Genomic DNA, 16,263 nt, shown 5'->3' on the forward strand with positions numbered 1-16,263 from the left:
CGATTCTCCTCAGTCAAGGCTCGACAGATCCACCAGAGCGCCGGCTTCGGTTGCCCCGACCATTTCACTCTCCTCGTGCTCGGCCGCGATGGCCTCCTGGATCAGCTCGCTGAGCGCGGGCGGGAAGTTCCGCATCAGCGCTTCAGCCGTTGCTGCCGGGATCCGACGGGTGTCATACCACCAATCGAGATGTATTGAGCCGCCGGACCGATACGCCCGAAGTTCGATGGGGTGGCCCAGCCCGGGGGTCGTCTCGCGCAGCGGCATCGACAGGTCGGAATCGAATTGCACCGGCGGCGCCGCCCCTGCATCGAATGCGGAAAAGTCTGGGATCACACCGGCATACCGGAAGTGGATGTCGGGTGTGCGTTGCGCACCGAGGACGCGTCCGGTAGGTGCGTAGACATGCCGCAACAGCCCGTATCCGATGCCGTAGTGCGGCACGGCTTTGAGGGTGCTGTGTACGGCGTCGATCTGTTGAATCGCCGTCTCGCTGCGCCCCTTCGCGCATGCCAGCGCGACCGGGTAGTAGGTCGTGAACCAGCCAACGGTTCTGCGGACGTCGACGTCGGGTCGCAGCACCGAACGTCCATCGCCCGCGAGTTCCACGGCGACGACGCCCTCACCGATCGTCTGGGCGACCGTGCGGCCCAGCGCGGCAAGCAGGATCTCCTGAATCGAGCGTCGGAACCTGCGCCGAGCGTCATCGACCTCGGATGTTTGCTCGCCGTTCAGTGTTGACGACAGCCGGGTCAGATCGTCGGCCTGCGGCGGTTGGGTTACGTCGGCATCGGCCGGCCACAACGTGACCTTGCGGAAGTTCTCGAGCCAGTAGGTGCGGGTGTCCAGGGCGGCCGGATGCGTGGCGAGCGCCGCGCAGCGCAGCGACCAGTCCCGCCACCCGGTGCTGACCGGTTCCAGGGTGATCTCTTGGCCTGCCAGCCGTTGCCCGAATGCGGTGACGATGTCGGTGCCCAGAATCTGGCGACCCGCATCGTCGGCGACCATCTCGTGCACGCCAAGACCCAGGTAGTGCGGACCGCCGTGCGCGCCGGTGATATGAACGGCGGCCAGCGGCGCGTTCGAAGAACCTTGTTCCGCAATCAGTTCGGCCAGGATGGTTGTCACCGCCGCCCGCTCCTCCGGGCTTCCGGCGGCCACATCATCGGGAAGCGACCGGGTCGAGAGCCGGGTGAATTCGGAGGGCGCCTCGATGTGCTGAGCCCAGATTCCCGAGTCGTCGACGAGGCGTAGCCGCAACGCCTCGTGATGGTTGGTCACCGCGGTCAGCACCGCCTCGATGTCTTCGGGACTCACCGTCGGAGCAAGACGCAGGATCAGCGGGACACGCCAGCGGCCGGTGTCGCGCAATCCCCGGTCCAGGAAGTATGCGATGTTTGGCGGAACCGCCGGATTCGCCTCAGCCTCTGGCGGTTTCGCCAATCCGCTGGCCGCAAACGAGGCATCGACGGCTGCGGTCAGCGAAGCCAGGGTCGGGTGTTCGTACAGATCCTGCGGCGTGATGGTCAGGCCTTCGTTGGCGGCGGTCATCGCGATGCTGATCGCCATCAGGGAATCGCCGCCCAGGTCAAAGAAGTTGGCGTGACGATCGATTGAACTGACCCCCATGGACTGTTGCCAGATGCGCTGCAACGTGGCTTCGGTCTGGGACTGCCCATTGGGCGTCACCTCGACGGTGGCGGCGCCGGCAGCGACCGATGCGCCGTTGGTCGGGGCGGGCGTCCAGACCGTGGGCCTGGGATCGATCCAATGCCGTTGGCGGGCAAAGGGGTAACCGGGCAGCGAAACGATGCGTGGCCGCTCCGGGCGTAGCGGCGCCCAGTCAATGTCGATTCCCGCCGACCACAACTCACCGACACCGCGCAGGAAGGTGTCGCGGTCGTCGACGTTCTGGATGGGGTGGCGCATCAGCCGAACGGCGCGGTGCCCGGTTGACCACTTGGGGTGCCGCATCGCCGAGCCGGTCAGGCTCCCGCCGGGACCGACCTCGACCAGGATCCGTCCCGGATCGCTCAGCACCACATCGAGCTCGTCGGCGAACCTGATCGTGGAGCTGATTTGACGCGCCCAGCTGGCCGGGTCGGCCACCTGCTCGGCCGACATCCAGGTTCCGGTGAGGTTACTCAGCAACGGCGTCTGGGGAGCGCGCAGTTCCTGACGCGACAGGAAGGATTCGAACTCGCCCAGCATGGGATCCATTGCGCTGGAATGGAAGGCGTGGGTGGCGCGCACCCGCCGAACGGGGACCCCGCGCTCGGTGAGGCGTTGGGTGAACGCCCGAATCGCGTCTTTGGGTCCGGCGACAACGCAGTTTCCGGGATCGTTCACCGCGGACAGCTCGACCCCCGGCAGCAGGTACTCCGCGACGTCATCGGGGCTCAGCGCCACCGCGATCATGGCGCCCGGCGCCGACTCGTTCATCAGGCGGGCCCGCAACGAGACGGTCTTGATCGCTGTCTCGAGGTCGAATACCCCGGCCAGGGTGGCCGCGATGTATTCGCCCGTGCTGTATCCGATGTACGCGCCCGCGCGTACGCCAAAGGTGTCGACCAACTTCGCTAGCGCGTACTCGACGGTGAACAGCGCCGGTTGCGAACGGTCAATGCGCTCTAGATCCGTTGCGGTACCGCTGAATATCTCGGTGTGCAGATCGATACCCATCTCGTCGCGGAATCCCGCGGCGCAAGCGTCGAAGTGTTCGGCGAAGACGGGCTGGGTGTCGTAGAGGCCCTTGGCCATTCCCACGTGTTGAGCGCCCTGGCCGGGAAACAGGAAAACGACTCGTTCGCAGCCCGATGCGGCGGCTTCGCCATCCAAGGCGGACTCGCCGACGAAAACATTGTCGTGCTCGGCCGCACGCAGCAATGTGACCGCCTGTTCCCGGTCGTGCACGACGGCTGCCATCGTGATGTGGTGCTTGCGGCGCTCGGCGAGCGTATGGGCGACCTCGGACAGTTCCGGGGCGTCGGGCTTTTCTAGCGCGGCGGCCAAGGCGGTCCGCGACTCCCCAAGTGCGGCGGCGGTTTTAGCTGATACCAGCAGCACCTGGGGGCCGCTCGGCTCGGTGCGCGCGGGAACGCCCGGCGCTTCCTCGATCACCACGTGCGCGTTGGTGCCACCGATCCCGAACGAGCTGACCCCGGCCCGGCGCACGCCGTCGCATTCCCACGGGCCGTACTTGCTTTGCACCGTGAACGGCGTCTCGTCGAGATGCAGTTCCGGGTTGGGACTGGTGAAGTGCAGGGTGGCGGGGATCGCTTTGTGCTTCAGGCACAGAATCGTTTTGATCAGCGCCGCGACTCCGGCGGCCACCTCCAGGTGCCCGATGTTCGATTTGACGGACCCGATTACGCAGGGGCTCGGTCTGGGTTCTTCAGAGACCCCGAAAGCCGTTTTCAGCGCGGAGATTTCGATGGGATCGCCCAATGGTGTGCCGGTTCCGTGTGTTTCGACATAGCTCACGGTCGACGCATCGATGCCGGACACCGCATGCGCCTCGGCGATGCAATCGGCCTGGGCGGATGCACTCGGTGCGGCGAAACCCATTTTCACGGAGCCGTCGTTGTTTATCGCCGATCCGCGGATGACGGCGTGAATCCGGTCCCCGGCGTCGATGGCGGCCTGCAGCGGCTTGAGGGCCACCATCCCGACGCCACTGCCGAAAACGGTTCCGTCGGCGCGTACGTCGAACGGCCGGCAGTGGCCGACGGCCGAAAGCATTTGTCCCGGTGAGTGCCAGTACCCGACATGGTGTGGGACGGCAAGCGATACGCCTCCGGCGAGCGCCAGGTCGCATTCACCGCTGAGCAGGCTCATGCAGGCCAGGTGCACAGCAACCAGCGACGACGAGCACGCGGTTTGGACCGCGATGCTCGGGCCGCGCAGGTTGAACTGATGAGAGACCCGGGTTGCCAGAAAGTCCTTGTCGTTCTGCAAGAACATGCTGACCTGGTCGAAATCGAGTCCCTCGGCCATGACCTCGTTCGGGTCGCGATGCGAGAGCAGGTTGTGCAGGAGATAGCCGCTGGGCGAGCTGGTTCCGTACACGCCGATCGATCCGTCGAACCGCGCGGGATCACAGCCTGCATCTTCCAGCGTATGCCACGCGCACTGCAGGAACAACCGGTGTTGTGGATCCAGCGATCGAGCGAGCACCGGCGGAAACCCGAAGAAGTCTGCGTCGAACTCGTCGATCCCGTCGACGATCGGCGCGCGCCGCACATACTTCGGATTCGCCAGGACCTTGTCGCTGATCCCAGCGTCCCTGAGCTGTTGCTCCGAGAGCGTGACGATCGACTCCTTGCCGCGGCGAAGGTTGTCCCAGAACGCCGAAACATTGTTGGCGCCCGGAAACTTGCCGGCCATGCCGACCACCGCGATCGCGTTGTCGGGGATGCTCACTGGTTTGTTCCTCCCTGCACTCCAGGCCTGGGTCGTCGCCGCATCGCGGCTCCTTGTCGCGCCGCCGCGCGCTGCTGCGCCCGGTCGCGAACGGTGTCCGTATTTTTCAGGTTTGTCGCGCCTCGTTCGGGCGCGGAGATCCCGAGTTGGCGCATGAGGTCGGCTGCCACATCGTGCAGCGACGCGCCCTGCAACAGCAACGCCACTGGTGGTTCGGCACCGAAGTCCGCGCGGGCGGTGTTGCGGATCCGCACTGCCATCAGGGAGTCCATCCCGAGATCAAGCAACGGCATGGTGGGATCGACGGCGGATTTGTCGGCGTAGCCCATCACCGCCGCGATCCGTGCGCGCAGCTGATCCGTCATGATGCGTTGCGCTTCAACCGGATCCAGGTCGGTCAACGCGTCGGGGCCAGCCCAGTCGTCGCCACCGCCGGCGGCGTCCAGCTCCTCGACCACGGCGGCGAAGAAGTCGTGGTTGCGGATCTCCGGGAAGGCGATCAGGGCACGGTCGGGTCGCAGCCGCGCAACGCCGGTCTGGCGCCTGTTGCCGGCCAGCAGCGCTTCCATGGCCTCGATGCCCTCGGCGGGAGTGATCGGGTCGAGCACGCTGACGGCCAGCGTACGGGCCATGCCCACGTCCGACCACGGCCCCCAGTTGATCACCGCCGCCGGCAGACCGGCGGCCCGACGCCACGCGACCAGCGCGTCGAGCCACGCGTTGGCGCACGCGTAGGCCCCCTGCCCGGGGGCGCCGAGCAGTGCGGCCGTGGACGAGAAGCCAACCCACCAGTCCAGTTCGCGAGTGGCGCTGGCTTGGTGCAGCCGCAGTGCGCCAACGGCTTTGGGAGCCCAGACCCGTTCCAGGCTGTCCCGTTTCATGGAGTACAGCAGGCTATCGTCGATCACGGCTGCCGCGTGCAGGATGCCGCGCAGTTGGCGACCGTGGTCCTCGGCGGCCGCGACAAGGCCTTCCGCCATCCCAGGGGCGGCCACATCGCCTCGGACGACGACGATTTCGGCTCGGTCTTCCAACTCGGCGAGGATCCTGCGCTGCTCGTCGGCGGGTTCGCTGCGGCCGTTGAGGACCACCCGGCCCGCGCCGTTGTCCACCAGCCACCGGGCGACGACCAGGCCGAGTCCGCCGAGGCCGCCGGTGATGATGTACGACACTCCCGAGCGAACGACCGGATCGCCCACGGGCTCACCTTGTTCTGCGCGCATTAGCCGTTCGACGTATCGGTGTTCACCCCGCCAAGCGATCGCGCTGCTCAGCAGCTCGGGATCGGGTGCGGAAAGCTCGGCGTTCAAAACCTCGAGGGCCGCGGGCTTTTCCCAGGTGGCGTCCAGGTCGACCAGGGTGGCGCGCAGCTCCGGATGCTCGTAGGTCAGGACCCGCACCAGTCCCTGCAACGCGCCGATCGCCGGTCGACCCGCCTCGCCGTCGTCGACGGCCAGACCGCCCGCGGAGACCAGCCACAGCCGCGGGGATTGGCCATGCCAACCGCCGACGACCGCCCGCACCACGGTGGAGATCGACCACACCAGATCGCGCGCTTGGGCGACTTGGTCCGGGCCGGTCGGGCCGTCAGGGAGGAAAGCGATTACACCGGCGGGCGGGTGTTCGGGATCGCCCGCGGTTTCCGCGAATGCAGCGAGCATGGCGGGTTCGTCGTCGAGGCTGGCGGTGGTCACTCGGCGCGATTGGCTCCGCCACCCGGCGGTGAATGCATCCGCTGCGTCCATAGCGCCCGCGCTGAGCACGAGCCAACTGCCGGGATCGGCTTGGGCAGCAGTTGCGGCTGGGAGGGTTTTCTCGACCCACCTCGACTCGAAGATCTTTTGCGTCAACGGCAGTGGGACACTGCGGCGTTCGACGGAGCGCAGGTAGATGTCGTTGAGCTCGGCGGTCACGTTCCCGGCCTCGTCGGTCATGACGATCCTGCCGACCTTTCCCGCCCCGCCTTCGTCGAGGCTGGTCAGCTTGGCCCGGCAGCGGGCATATCGGCCCGGGTCGCGATACACCCGCAGGCTTGCGATAGAGACTGGGAGGTAACTGGACTCGGATGATCCGGCCGACCCGTCGTCCGGCATCGCGGCGGCCAGACTTTGCAGGGCGGCATCGAGCAGGGCCGGGTGGATCCGATAACCGGGATGCCGGGGAGCCTCGGCGGAAAGGGTGACTTCGGTTTCAGCCGAACCATCCGAAAGGCGGTCGATGCGGGTCAGGGCCGCGAAGGCCGGACCGTAATGTTGTCCGGCCTGCCGCAGCACGGCGTACATATCGGCCGGCGACACGGCAACTTTGGTTTGACCGGCCGCCGGTGCGGGCCGATCGGGGGTGGTGTCCGACGGTGCCGCTTCGGCTTTGGCGACGGCGTGCCGGGTCCAGTCGCCGGCGACGGAGCGCGAGTAGATCTCGATGCGAATCTTGCTGTCCCCGTTGCGAATCAGGTGAGTCGTCAGCCGGGTGTGGCGGTCCAGGGTGAGCATCTGCTCGACCTCGAGCTGGTTGATCGACACGGCAGCGACCGGCAGGCCGAGCGCCTCGCTGGCGGCCGCCAAGGCGATCTCGGCATAGCCCGCTGCCGGCATAATGGACTGGCCGAACACCCGGTGGTCCGCCAGCCACGGACACACGTCGGTTCCGACGTCGGCTTGCCACACGTGATCCTGGCTGGACGGGACTTCGACGTGCACACCCAACAACGGGTGGGCGTGGGCGCCCAAGAGGTCCGACATCGTGGACCGGTCCTCGACCCAGAACTGGGCGTGCTGCCACGTTGTCGTCGGGATGTCGGCCAGGCGAGTGCCGGGGATGGTTGGCTGGTTCTTGCGCACCGATGCGAGTTGGGTGTGGAAGGCGATGGTGTCGTCGGCGTCGCGCGCCAGGGTGCCGATGCTCCGGTAGCTGCGTTCGCGATGCGCGTCTTCCAGTGTTTCGGTGATGGCGTGGGTCAGCAGCGGGTGGGCGCTGATTTCGATGAAGGTGTGCTGGTTGGCGCCGGCGGCGATGACGGCCTGCTGGAATCGCACCGGGTTGCGCATGTTGGTGGCCCAGTGCTCTGCGCCGAAAACCGGTGTGCTGTCGATGTTTTCGTAGGTAGTCGAGATGATCGGAATCGTGGGCGTTCGCGGCCTCAAATCGGCCAGCTCCGAACGCATCGCGGGTTGCAATGCGTCCATCGCCGGGTTGTGCGGGGCCACTTCGATATTGACCCGGCTGGCGAAGCGGTCCTGGGCGCGCACGTGAGTGATCAGTTCGTCGATCTGCTCGGTCGGTCCGGCGATCACCGTCTGGCGGGGCGAGTTGTAGATCCCCAAGGTCACCTGCGGGTAGTCGGCGATCAGCGCCTCGGTGGCCGCGGCGTCGAGTTCCAGCAGCGCCATGCCGCCTTGTCCGGACAGCGGGGCCATCAGCCGCGAGCGGGTGGCGGTCACCCGCAACCCTTCGGCGGGGGTGAGCGCCCCGGCGACCACGGAGGCGGCCACCTCGCCCATGGAGTGGCCGATCACCAGGTCGGGTTGCACGCCGTAGGAACGCCACAGCGCGGTCAGCGCCAGTTGCATGCCGATCAGGCCCAGCTGGATCTGTTCGATGCCAACCAATTCTTTGCCGCCGGCGATGACGTCATGGAACGAAAAGCCGGCTTGGGCAAGGAAATCGGGTTCGAGCTCGGCGACGGCCTGGGCGAAGGCGGGTTCGTCGGCCAACAGCCGCCGACCCATGCCGGCCCACTGCGATCCGCGCCCGGAGTAGACGAATACCGTGCCCCGCCCCGGCGCGCCGTCCTGGTAGCCGACCACGCCAGGCGCGGGCCTGCCCGCGGCAACCGACCGCAGCCCGGCCACTGCTTGGGCACGGTCGCGGGCCACCACGGCGGCGAACTTGGCGTGCCGGGCGCGGTGTTGGTTGAGCGTCTGCGCCACATCGGCCAGGGCCACCTTGGCGCCGGGGCCGTCCAGCCAGTCCGCCAACGCCGTCGCCGCGGCGGCCACCCGTTGTGGCGCCTTGCCGGAGACCACCAATGTGGATACGGCGGGTTCGGGTCCACGCTGTGCGGGTGCGGGATCGGGGGCCTGCTCGATCACCACATGGGAGTTGGTGCCACTCATGCCGAACGACGACACGGCCGCCCGGCGCGGACCAGCTTGGGCCGGCCACGGCGTGCCTTCAATAGGCACGAACAGCCGCGTCGCGGATGGGTCAATTGCCGGGTTCCAGCGGGTGAAATGCAGATTCCGTGGGATGTAGCCGTGTCCCACGGCCAAGATCGCCTTGATCAATCCAGCGACCCCGGCGGCCGCCTCCAAATGACCGATATTGGTCTTGACCGCGCCGAGTGCGCAGCTACCGTCGCCGCGGCCGTAGCTGGCGGCCAGCGCTTCGAACTCGATCGGGTCGCCCAAAATGGTTCCGGTGCCGTGGGTTTCGACGTAGCGCACGCTGTCGGCGGTGACGTCGGCCTGTCTTAGCGCGGCGTTGATCACCTCCCGCTGCGCCGACGCATTGGGCGCGGTCATGCCGTTGGATCGGCCGTCCTGGTTGATCGCCGAACCGCGGATCACCGCCAGCACCCGGTCGCCGTCCCGGGTGGCGTCGGACAACCGCTTGAGCACCACGACGCCGCATCCCTCGCCGCGGGCGAAGCCATCGGCCGTGGCGTCGAAGGCCTTGGACCTACCCGTCGGCGACAGCGCCGTCCACTTGGACACCGCAATCGAGGTGAACGGAGACAGCGAAAGCTGCACCCCGCCCGCCAGGGCCACGTCGCTTTCCCGCAACCGCAGACTCTGGCATCCCAGGTGCACCGCCACCAACGACGACGAACATGCGGTGTCCACCGCCATCGCCGGGCCGCGCAGCCCGAGCAGATACGAAATCCGCCCCACCGCGGCCGAGTGCGGGGTGCCGGTGCTCAGGTACGCGTCGATCTCCGCGCGGCGTTCGATGTTGACGATGGTGTAGTCGAACGTCGACAGCCCCATGATCGCGGCGGTTTGGGTGCCGTTCAACGAATCCGGCGGCAGGCCGGCATGTTCGAGCGCTTCCCAGGCAACCTCCAGCAGCAATCGGTGCTGGGGGTCCATCGCGGCGGCTTCGCGCGGGGTGATGCCGAAGAAGTCGGCGTCGAAGCCGGCGACGTCGTCGATAAACGCCCCCCACTTGGTCGTCATCCGTCCCGGTGCCTGCGGGTCGGGGTCGTAGTACGCGTCGGCGTCCCACCGATCGGCCGGCACCTCGCCTACGGTGTCGCGGCCCTCCACCAAGAGATCCCAAAAGCTTTCCGGTCCAAACACATTGCCGGGCATCCGGCAACCGATGCCGACCACCGCGATCGGCTCGGCAACATCGGTGGGAAAAGCCGTTCCCGCACGCACGAGCTCACGCGCGAGAACTTCGCGCGCCTTCGGCGACATTTGCGCCGCGCGTTCGGCCAGACTGGTCATGACTCGGCGCCCTCCGTTGCAGCCTCGAGCTCACTTGCCGCGACTAGGTCGGACAGCAATTCCATTTCCTCGTCCGAGAGCGCTTGTTCGGCATCGCGCACCTGCTCCGCATCGGTCGCGGGTGCATAGCCGAGCCGTTCACACAACGCGCCGGCCAGATCGGTAATGGTTGGGTATGCCCAGACCAAGGCGACGGGCAACGTGGTGCCCAGGTTTGCTTCCAGCCTGTTGCGGAGTTCGAGGGCCATCAACGAGTCCAGACCGAGGGACTCCAGCGGCCGGTCGTGGTCGATCGGTTCCGTAGACCGCAGCACCGAGCGGATTTCGTCCGCGATCGCCGCGGCCAGCCGGGCTGGGCGCTCGTGGTCGGCGAGGCCGTCCAGCTCGGCCCGGATCCGGCCACTCCCGCGTTGCTCGACTCTGATCGAATCCTGCAGCTTCGCAAACAGCGACGACCCCGCTGCGGCGGGGAAGGACTGGAACCACTGCCGTGCATCGAGGGCGAACACGCCGGTGTGAGCCCGGTCGGCCGACAGCACCACCTGCAGGGCCGCGAGCCCTTGCGCGGGAGTAGTCATCGAGACGCCGAGATCGGCGAAGAACTGGGCGCGTCCCACCTCGGCCCAGGGGCCCCAGTTGATCGCGGCCGCAGGCAATCCCAGCGATCGCCGGTAGGCGACCAGACCGTCGATCCACGAGTTCGCGGCCGCGTAGGACCCCTGGCCCGGTGCGCCGAGCAGCGACGCGACCGATGAGAACGACACCCACCAATCCACGTCGGCGTGCTTGGTGGCCTCGTGCAGCCACCAACCGCCGGCCACCTTCGGCGCGAACACCCGCGCCGAGGCCGACTCGGAGATGTTCAGCACGATTTCGTCGGCGAGCACCATCGCGCTATGCACGACACCGGCCAGCCGGAAACCGGCGTCTTCGACGGCGGCCACCAGCCGCCGCGGGGTATCGGGGTCGGACAGGTCGCCGGTAACGACCTCGACGCGACCCCCTGCGGCGTTGATATCGCCGATCTCGGCGAGCACCTCCGCGCTCGGCGCCGAACGGCCGTTCACCACAACCAATCCCGCGCCGTGGGCGGCCAGCCAGCGAGCCGTCACCAAACCGAGGCCGCCCATGCCGCCGACGACGAGGTAGCCGCCGTCCGGTCTGACCAGTAGCTGAGGCGGTCGCGGCGCCAGCGCCGCAAAGCTGCCGGTCTGCGGTATCGAAAGGACGATCCTGCCGGCGTGCTCGCCCGATTCCAGCGACCGCAACGCCTCGACGACGTTGTCCAACGCGAACTCGGTGACCGGCAACGGGGCCAATTCTCCCTGCGCGGCACGCTGCAGGATCTCTTCGAGGTATTCGCGATACCGTTTCGGCTGCAGCCGCAGGTTCAAGTCGATGTCGACGACCGACAAGGACGCGCTGCGAGACAGGGCCGCCAATCCGATCGAGGTATCGGCGCGGACGTCCGTCTTGCCCAGTTGGATGAATCGGCCGCCGGGGGCCAGCAGCTTCATGCTCGCGTGAATAGCCTCTCCCGGAAGTGAATTGACGACGACATCCATCCCCGCACCGTTGGTGAGGTCGAGAATTTCTTCGACGAAGGCGGCGCTGCGCGAGTCGCCGACGTACTCGATGCCCAGCTCGGACAGCCGGTCGCGCTGGACCCGCGATCTAGCGGTCGCGTAGATCCGGGCGCCGATCATCGTGGCGATGCCCACCGCCGCCAAATCCACGCCGTCGCTTGTGGAATGGATCAACACGCGTTCGCCGCGCGTCAATCGCCCGACCGTGCACAGCGAATGCCACGCGGTGAGGTAGGCCGACCCGAATGCCGCCGCCTGGGAATCCGGCAGTGTCTGCGGGACGGGAACGACGAGATCGGCGTGCATGGTGACGTGCGAGCCAATGGTCCCGTCGCCGAAAGCGATGACGCGCTGTCCTACGTCGAGGGCGGTATCGGCGCCGACGGCGATCACCACGCCGAGAACGTCACTGCCGTTCAGTGCCGCGGTGACGACGCGGATCTCGACCTGGTCGTCGGCGGGCGGGATGCGCTTGACGGCGCGGATTTTCAGCCCGTCGAGACCGCCCGCTTCGTCGCGTTCCAGCTGGAACGCCCCGCCGGCGTCCAGATCGACGGTGACGTCCCGACTTTCGGCGGCTAGCTCACCGGCGGCGGTGGTCGGCGCGGCCACCAGCCTTCTGACGTACCGTTGCCCATCGCGCAGTGCCACCTCGTCGTCGGCGTCTGCCAGCAATTCGTCCACCAGACCCGGCAGCGCGCCGTCGGCGTCGACATCGACGAGCGTCGTCTTGAGCTCGGGGTGCTCAAATGTCAGCACCCGCGCGATGCCACGAAGCTGTGCCTGCGGCAACGTCACTGGGTCGCTGGGATTGAGCTGCTGGGCACCGCGCGTGACTATCCACAAGCGCGGACTGTTTCGGGCGCCCACCCGCGACACCGTCTTGACGATGTCGGCGATCCGCAGGGTGCGTTCGCGCGCCAGGTCCAACTGTGCGTCGATCGGCCGAGACTCGTCGACCGCCCGCGACGGGTGGACGACAACAATGCCGTCCCATTGGGTGTCGCGTCGGGTGATCGCTTCGCGGATCGCTTGCTCGTCGCCGCCGGAGACCAACTCGCACTGCCCGACCCGCTCCCGGAGCCCGGTCAACAGCGCGCCACCGGCGGCATCGTCGGCAACCAGCAGCAGCGCGCCGAGATCACCGGTCTGGTTGTCCAGCGGCACCGGCTCCCATTCCAGCGTGAACAGGCGATTGATGAGTTCGCTGGCACCGCTGCGTGATTGCAGCACCGCCATCTCGACCTCGTCGATTTCCAGCAGCAGCCGGCCATCGGCATCAGTGAGCACTACCTGGCCGAGCAGCCGATCCGGGTTTGCGGTCGGGGTCAGCGAGCCGATCGCACGCGCGCCGTCGAGCACATCCGCATGCATGCGGACACCCGCGAAGCGAACCGGAAGCACCGTTGCCTGCTGGCCCGTCTCCCCGGTTGCGAGATCCGTTGCCAGCTGGGTCGCGCCCAGTGTCTGCAACGCGATGTCCATCATGACGGGGTGCAGCACGAACTTGCGGGAACCGGCTTTGGCCGCGGCCGGCAGCCGCAGCTCGGCGTGGGCCGCGCCCGACTGTGAGACCTCGAGGCCAGCGATGCCGCGGAAGGCCGGCCCGTGTTGCTGGCCGGCGGCACGCAGCCGCTGATACAGGTCGTCGGGGTCAAGTACGGCCGCGCCCTCGCCCGCGTCGCGGTCGAGTGAGTCGCGTCGCGAAGGCGTCGCGGGGGCCAACGTAGCCGTGGCGTGTTTGATCCAGCCGGAAGTGGCGCTGCGGGTGCGGATTTCGACCCGGCACAGTCCCTCGTCGCCGGTGAGTGTGGTGACGATCAGCGTGTTGTCGGTGACGTGCATCAGCTGATCGAGGCTCAGGTCGCGGATCATCCACGACGCCGCGGGCCCGAATGTGTCCGTCGCGGCCGCCAGCGCGATGTCCGCATAGGCCGCCCCGGGTAAGACACACGTGTCGTCGACGCAGTGGTCGCCGAGCCACAGCAGGTCCGGACCGACCTCGCATTCCCACACCCGGGTGCCATTGGTGGGGTCGTTGACGCCGATGCCCAGCAGCGGATGGGCGTGCGCCGCATGCGGCGCGCCCGAGCCGGCGCTGATCCAGTGCCGGGTGTGCTGCCACGGGGTGTTGGGCAGCAGCGGATGCGGTTCGGGCGGATGCGGGGTGTCGGGTGGGCGGGTGGTGTGGGTGGCGTTGACGTTGGTGTGGAAGGTGATGGTGTCGTCGGTGTCGCGCTGTAGCGTGCCGCTGACGTGTGCGCTGGTGTCGCCGAGGGTGTCGGTGAGGGCGTAGGTGAGCAGGGGATGGGGGCTGATCTCGATGAAGGTGTGGTTGCTTTGGGCCGCCTCGCTGACCGCTTGGTGGAAGCGCACCGGGTTGCGCAGGTTGGCCGCCCAATAGTCGGCGTCCAGCAGGGGTGCTGGTTGGTCGTAGACGGTGGTGATCATCGGGATCTTCGGTGGTTGCGGCGCCAAATCGGCTAGCGCGGAACGCAATTGCGGAAGTACCGGGTCGATGATCGGGTGGTGGGAGGCGACGTCGACCTCGATACGCCGCGCCAGCAGGCCCTTTTCCGCGACGACTCCGATGACCGTGTCCACCCGCTCTGGTGGACCCGCGATCACCGATTGGCGCGGCGAGGCGTGTACTGCCAGGGTCAGCTGCGGATGTTCGGCGATCAGCGCCTGGGCGGCATCGGCGTCAAGTTCGAGCAGCGCCATCGCGCCTTGACCGGCCAGCTCGGCCATCAGCCGCGAGCGGGTGGCGATCACCTTGAGTCCGTCGGCCGGGGTAAGCGCACCGGTCACGACGGCCGCCGACACTTCGCCCATCGAGTGGCCGATCACCGCGTCGGGGGTGACCCCGTAGTGGCGCCACAACGCGGTCAGCGCGAGCTGGATGGCGACCAGCACCGGCTGGATGCGCTCGATGCCGACCAGCTCCTGACCGTCGGAAAGGGCCTGCTGCAGCGAAAAACCAGCTTGGGCAACGAAATCCGGGTCCAGCTCGGCGATTGCCGCGGCGAATGCGGGTTCCTCGGCCAGTAGCCGTCGACCCATGCCGGCCCATTGCGAGCCCTGACCCGAATACACGAACACCGTGCCCGGCCCGCCGGGGCCTTCGTTGCAGCCGACCGTGCCGGGCGCGGGCTGGCCGGCGGCCAGCGCCCGTAAGCCGGCCACCGCCTGGGCGCGCTCGCGGGCCACCACGGTGGCGAACTTGGGATGCCTGGCCCGGTGGTGGTTGAGTGTGTGCGCCACATCGGCCAGCGGGATCTCGGCGCCGGGGCCGTCCATCCAATCGGCCAATACCGCCGCGGTCGCCGCCACCCGCTGCGCCGTCTTGCCGGAGACCACCAGCGTCGACACCGCAGGCGGCGAAGCCGGTTGCGGGGCAGGAAGATCGGGCGCCTGCTCGATGACCACGTGCGCATTGGTCCCGCTGACACCGAACGAGGACACTCCGGCTCGGCGGGGCCGGCCGGTGGCCGGCCATTCCATGCCGTCCGACGCGATGCGTAGCCGCGAGACGCCCTCGCTGGCATGCGGCGTCAACTGCTGGAAGTTCAGGTGCCGGGGGATGTGACGGTTGCGCAGGGCCAGCACGGTTTTCATGAATCCGGCGATGCCCGCCGCGGCCTCGAGATGTCCGAGGTTGGTCTTCACCGACCCCAGCACCAGCGGCTGGGCGTCTTCTCGATCGCTGAAAACCTTGCTCAGCGAGTCGAGTTCGATTGGGTCGCCGAGCGGAGTGCCGGTGCCGTGCGCCTCGATGTAGTCGATGTCGGCAGGCTTCAACTTGGCCGAACTCAAGGCCTGCCGGAGTAGCGCCTGCTGCGCCGGCCCGTTGGGGACGGTAACCCCGCTGCTGGCGCCGTCCTGGTTGACCGCCGAACCACGGACCACCGCCAGGATGCGATTGCCGTCGCGCTGCGCATCGGACAACCGCTTGAGCACCACGACACCGCAGCCCTCGCTACGCACATACCCGTCGGCGGAGGCGTCGAAGGTCTTGCACTGCCCCTCGGGTGACAGCATTCCCCACCGCGAGCACGCGATGCTGGTGCCCGGGCTCAGCAGCAAGTTGGTGCCACCGACCAGCGCCGTGTCGCTTTCGCGCCAGCGCAGGCTCTGACACGCCAGGTGGATGGCCACCAGCGACGACGAGCAGGCCGTGTCGAGAACGACAGCGGGGCCCCGGGCCCCGAGCAGATACGCCATCCGCCCGGCGGCGAAGTTGGCCGCGTTTCCGGTGAGCACATAGGCGTCGAGGTCTTCGGGTCGCACCACACCGGACATGGTGAGCATGTAGTCGTAGGCGGTCACACCGACGAACACGGAGGTCTGGGTGCCGCGGATGGTGTGTGGCGGGATGCCCGCGTTTTCCAGCGCTTCCAAGGCAACTTCGAGGAACAGCCGCTGTTGCGGGTCCATCGCCGCCGCCTCGCGTGGGGTGATCGAGAAGAATTCCGCATCGAACTCATCGGGCTGCCAGCTGGTGAGGAAGCCGCCTTCCCGGTTGCAGATCGTTCCCGGGACGGTGTGGTCCTCGGTGTAAAGCGCGTCGGCATCCCACCGCTGCGGCGGCACCCGGATGATGCCGCTTCTGCCGTCCCGCAACAACTCCCAGTACTCATCGGGGTTATTCACCCCGCCGGGCAACCGGCAGCCCATCCCGACCACGGCGACCGGTTCGGTGCCGGTCTTTTCGGCGATCTCCAACCGTGCGGTGAGATCGTCGATCTTGTGCAACGCCTCGGCGATAATAGCCCGGCGATCTGGTGTCGCGGCCGTCATCGCGC

Annotated in this window: 3 protein-coding genes; all 3 read right to left on the reverse strand. The window is 67.7% G+C overall.

The genetic code is table 11. From position 1 onward, the window contains the following. Positions 1 to 9: 9 nt before the first annotated feature. The 3 genes from AADZ78_RS08450 to AADZ78_RS08460 are packed head-to-tail and all read right to left on the reverse strand — an operon-like array spanning position 10 to position 16,258. On the reverse strand, positions 10 to 4,422 hold the full coding sequence (locus AADZ78_RS08450) for a type I polyketide synthase (protein WP_085249922.1): 4,413 nt from the start codon (positions 4,420 to 4,422) through the stop codon (positions 10 to 12). Then, entirely contained in the window at positions 4,419 to 9,872 is a 5,454-nt protein-coding gene (locus tag AADZ78_RS08455; RefSeq protein ID WP_085249923.1) for a type I polyketide synthase, read from the reverse strand. Before AADZ78_RS08455 ends, AADZ78_RS08450 begins: the two co-directional genes overlap by 4 nt. Next, a complete protein-coding gene (locus AADZ78_RS08460; RefSeq protein WP_085249924.1) occupies positions 9,869 to 16,258 on the reverse strand; it encodes a type I polyketide synthase in 6,390 nt (2,129 codons plus the stop codon). Before AADZ78_RS08460 ends, AADZ78_RS08455 begins: the two co-directional genes overlap by 4 nt. Positions 16,259 to 16,263: the final 5 nt, after the last annotated feature.

The organism is Mycobacterium riyadhense (assembly GCF_963853645.1).
Classification (GTDB): domain Bacteria; phylum Actinomycetota; class Actinomycetes; order Mycobacteriales; family Mycobacteriaceae; genus Mycobacterium; species Mycobacterium riyadhense.

What these genes read in the sequence shown, in the direction of transcription:
- AADZ78_RS08455 (WP_085249923.1), bottom strand. Translation starts at nt 9,872, where the DNA reads ATGACCAGTCTGGCCGAACGCGCGGCGCAAATGTCGCCGAAGGCGCGC.
- AADZ78_RS08460 (WP_085249924.1), bottom strand. Translation starts at nt 16,258, where the DNA reads ATGACGGCCGCGACACCAGATCGCCGGGCTATTATCGCCGAGGCGTTG.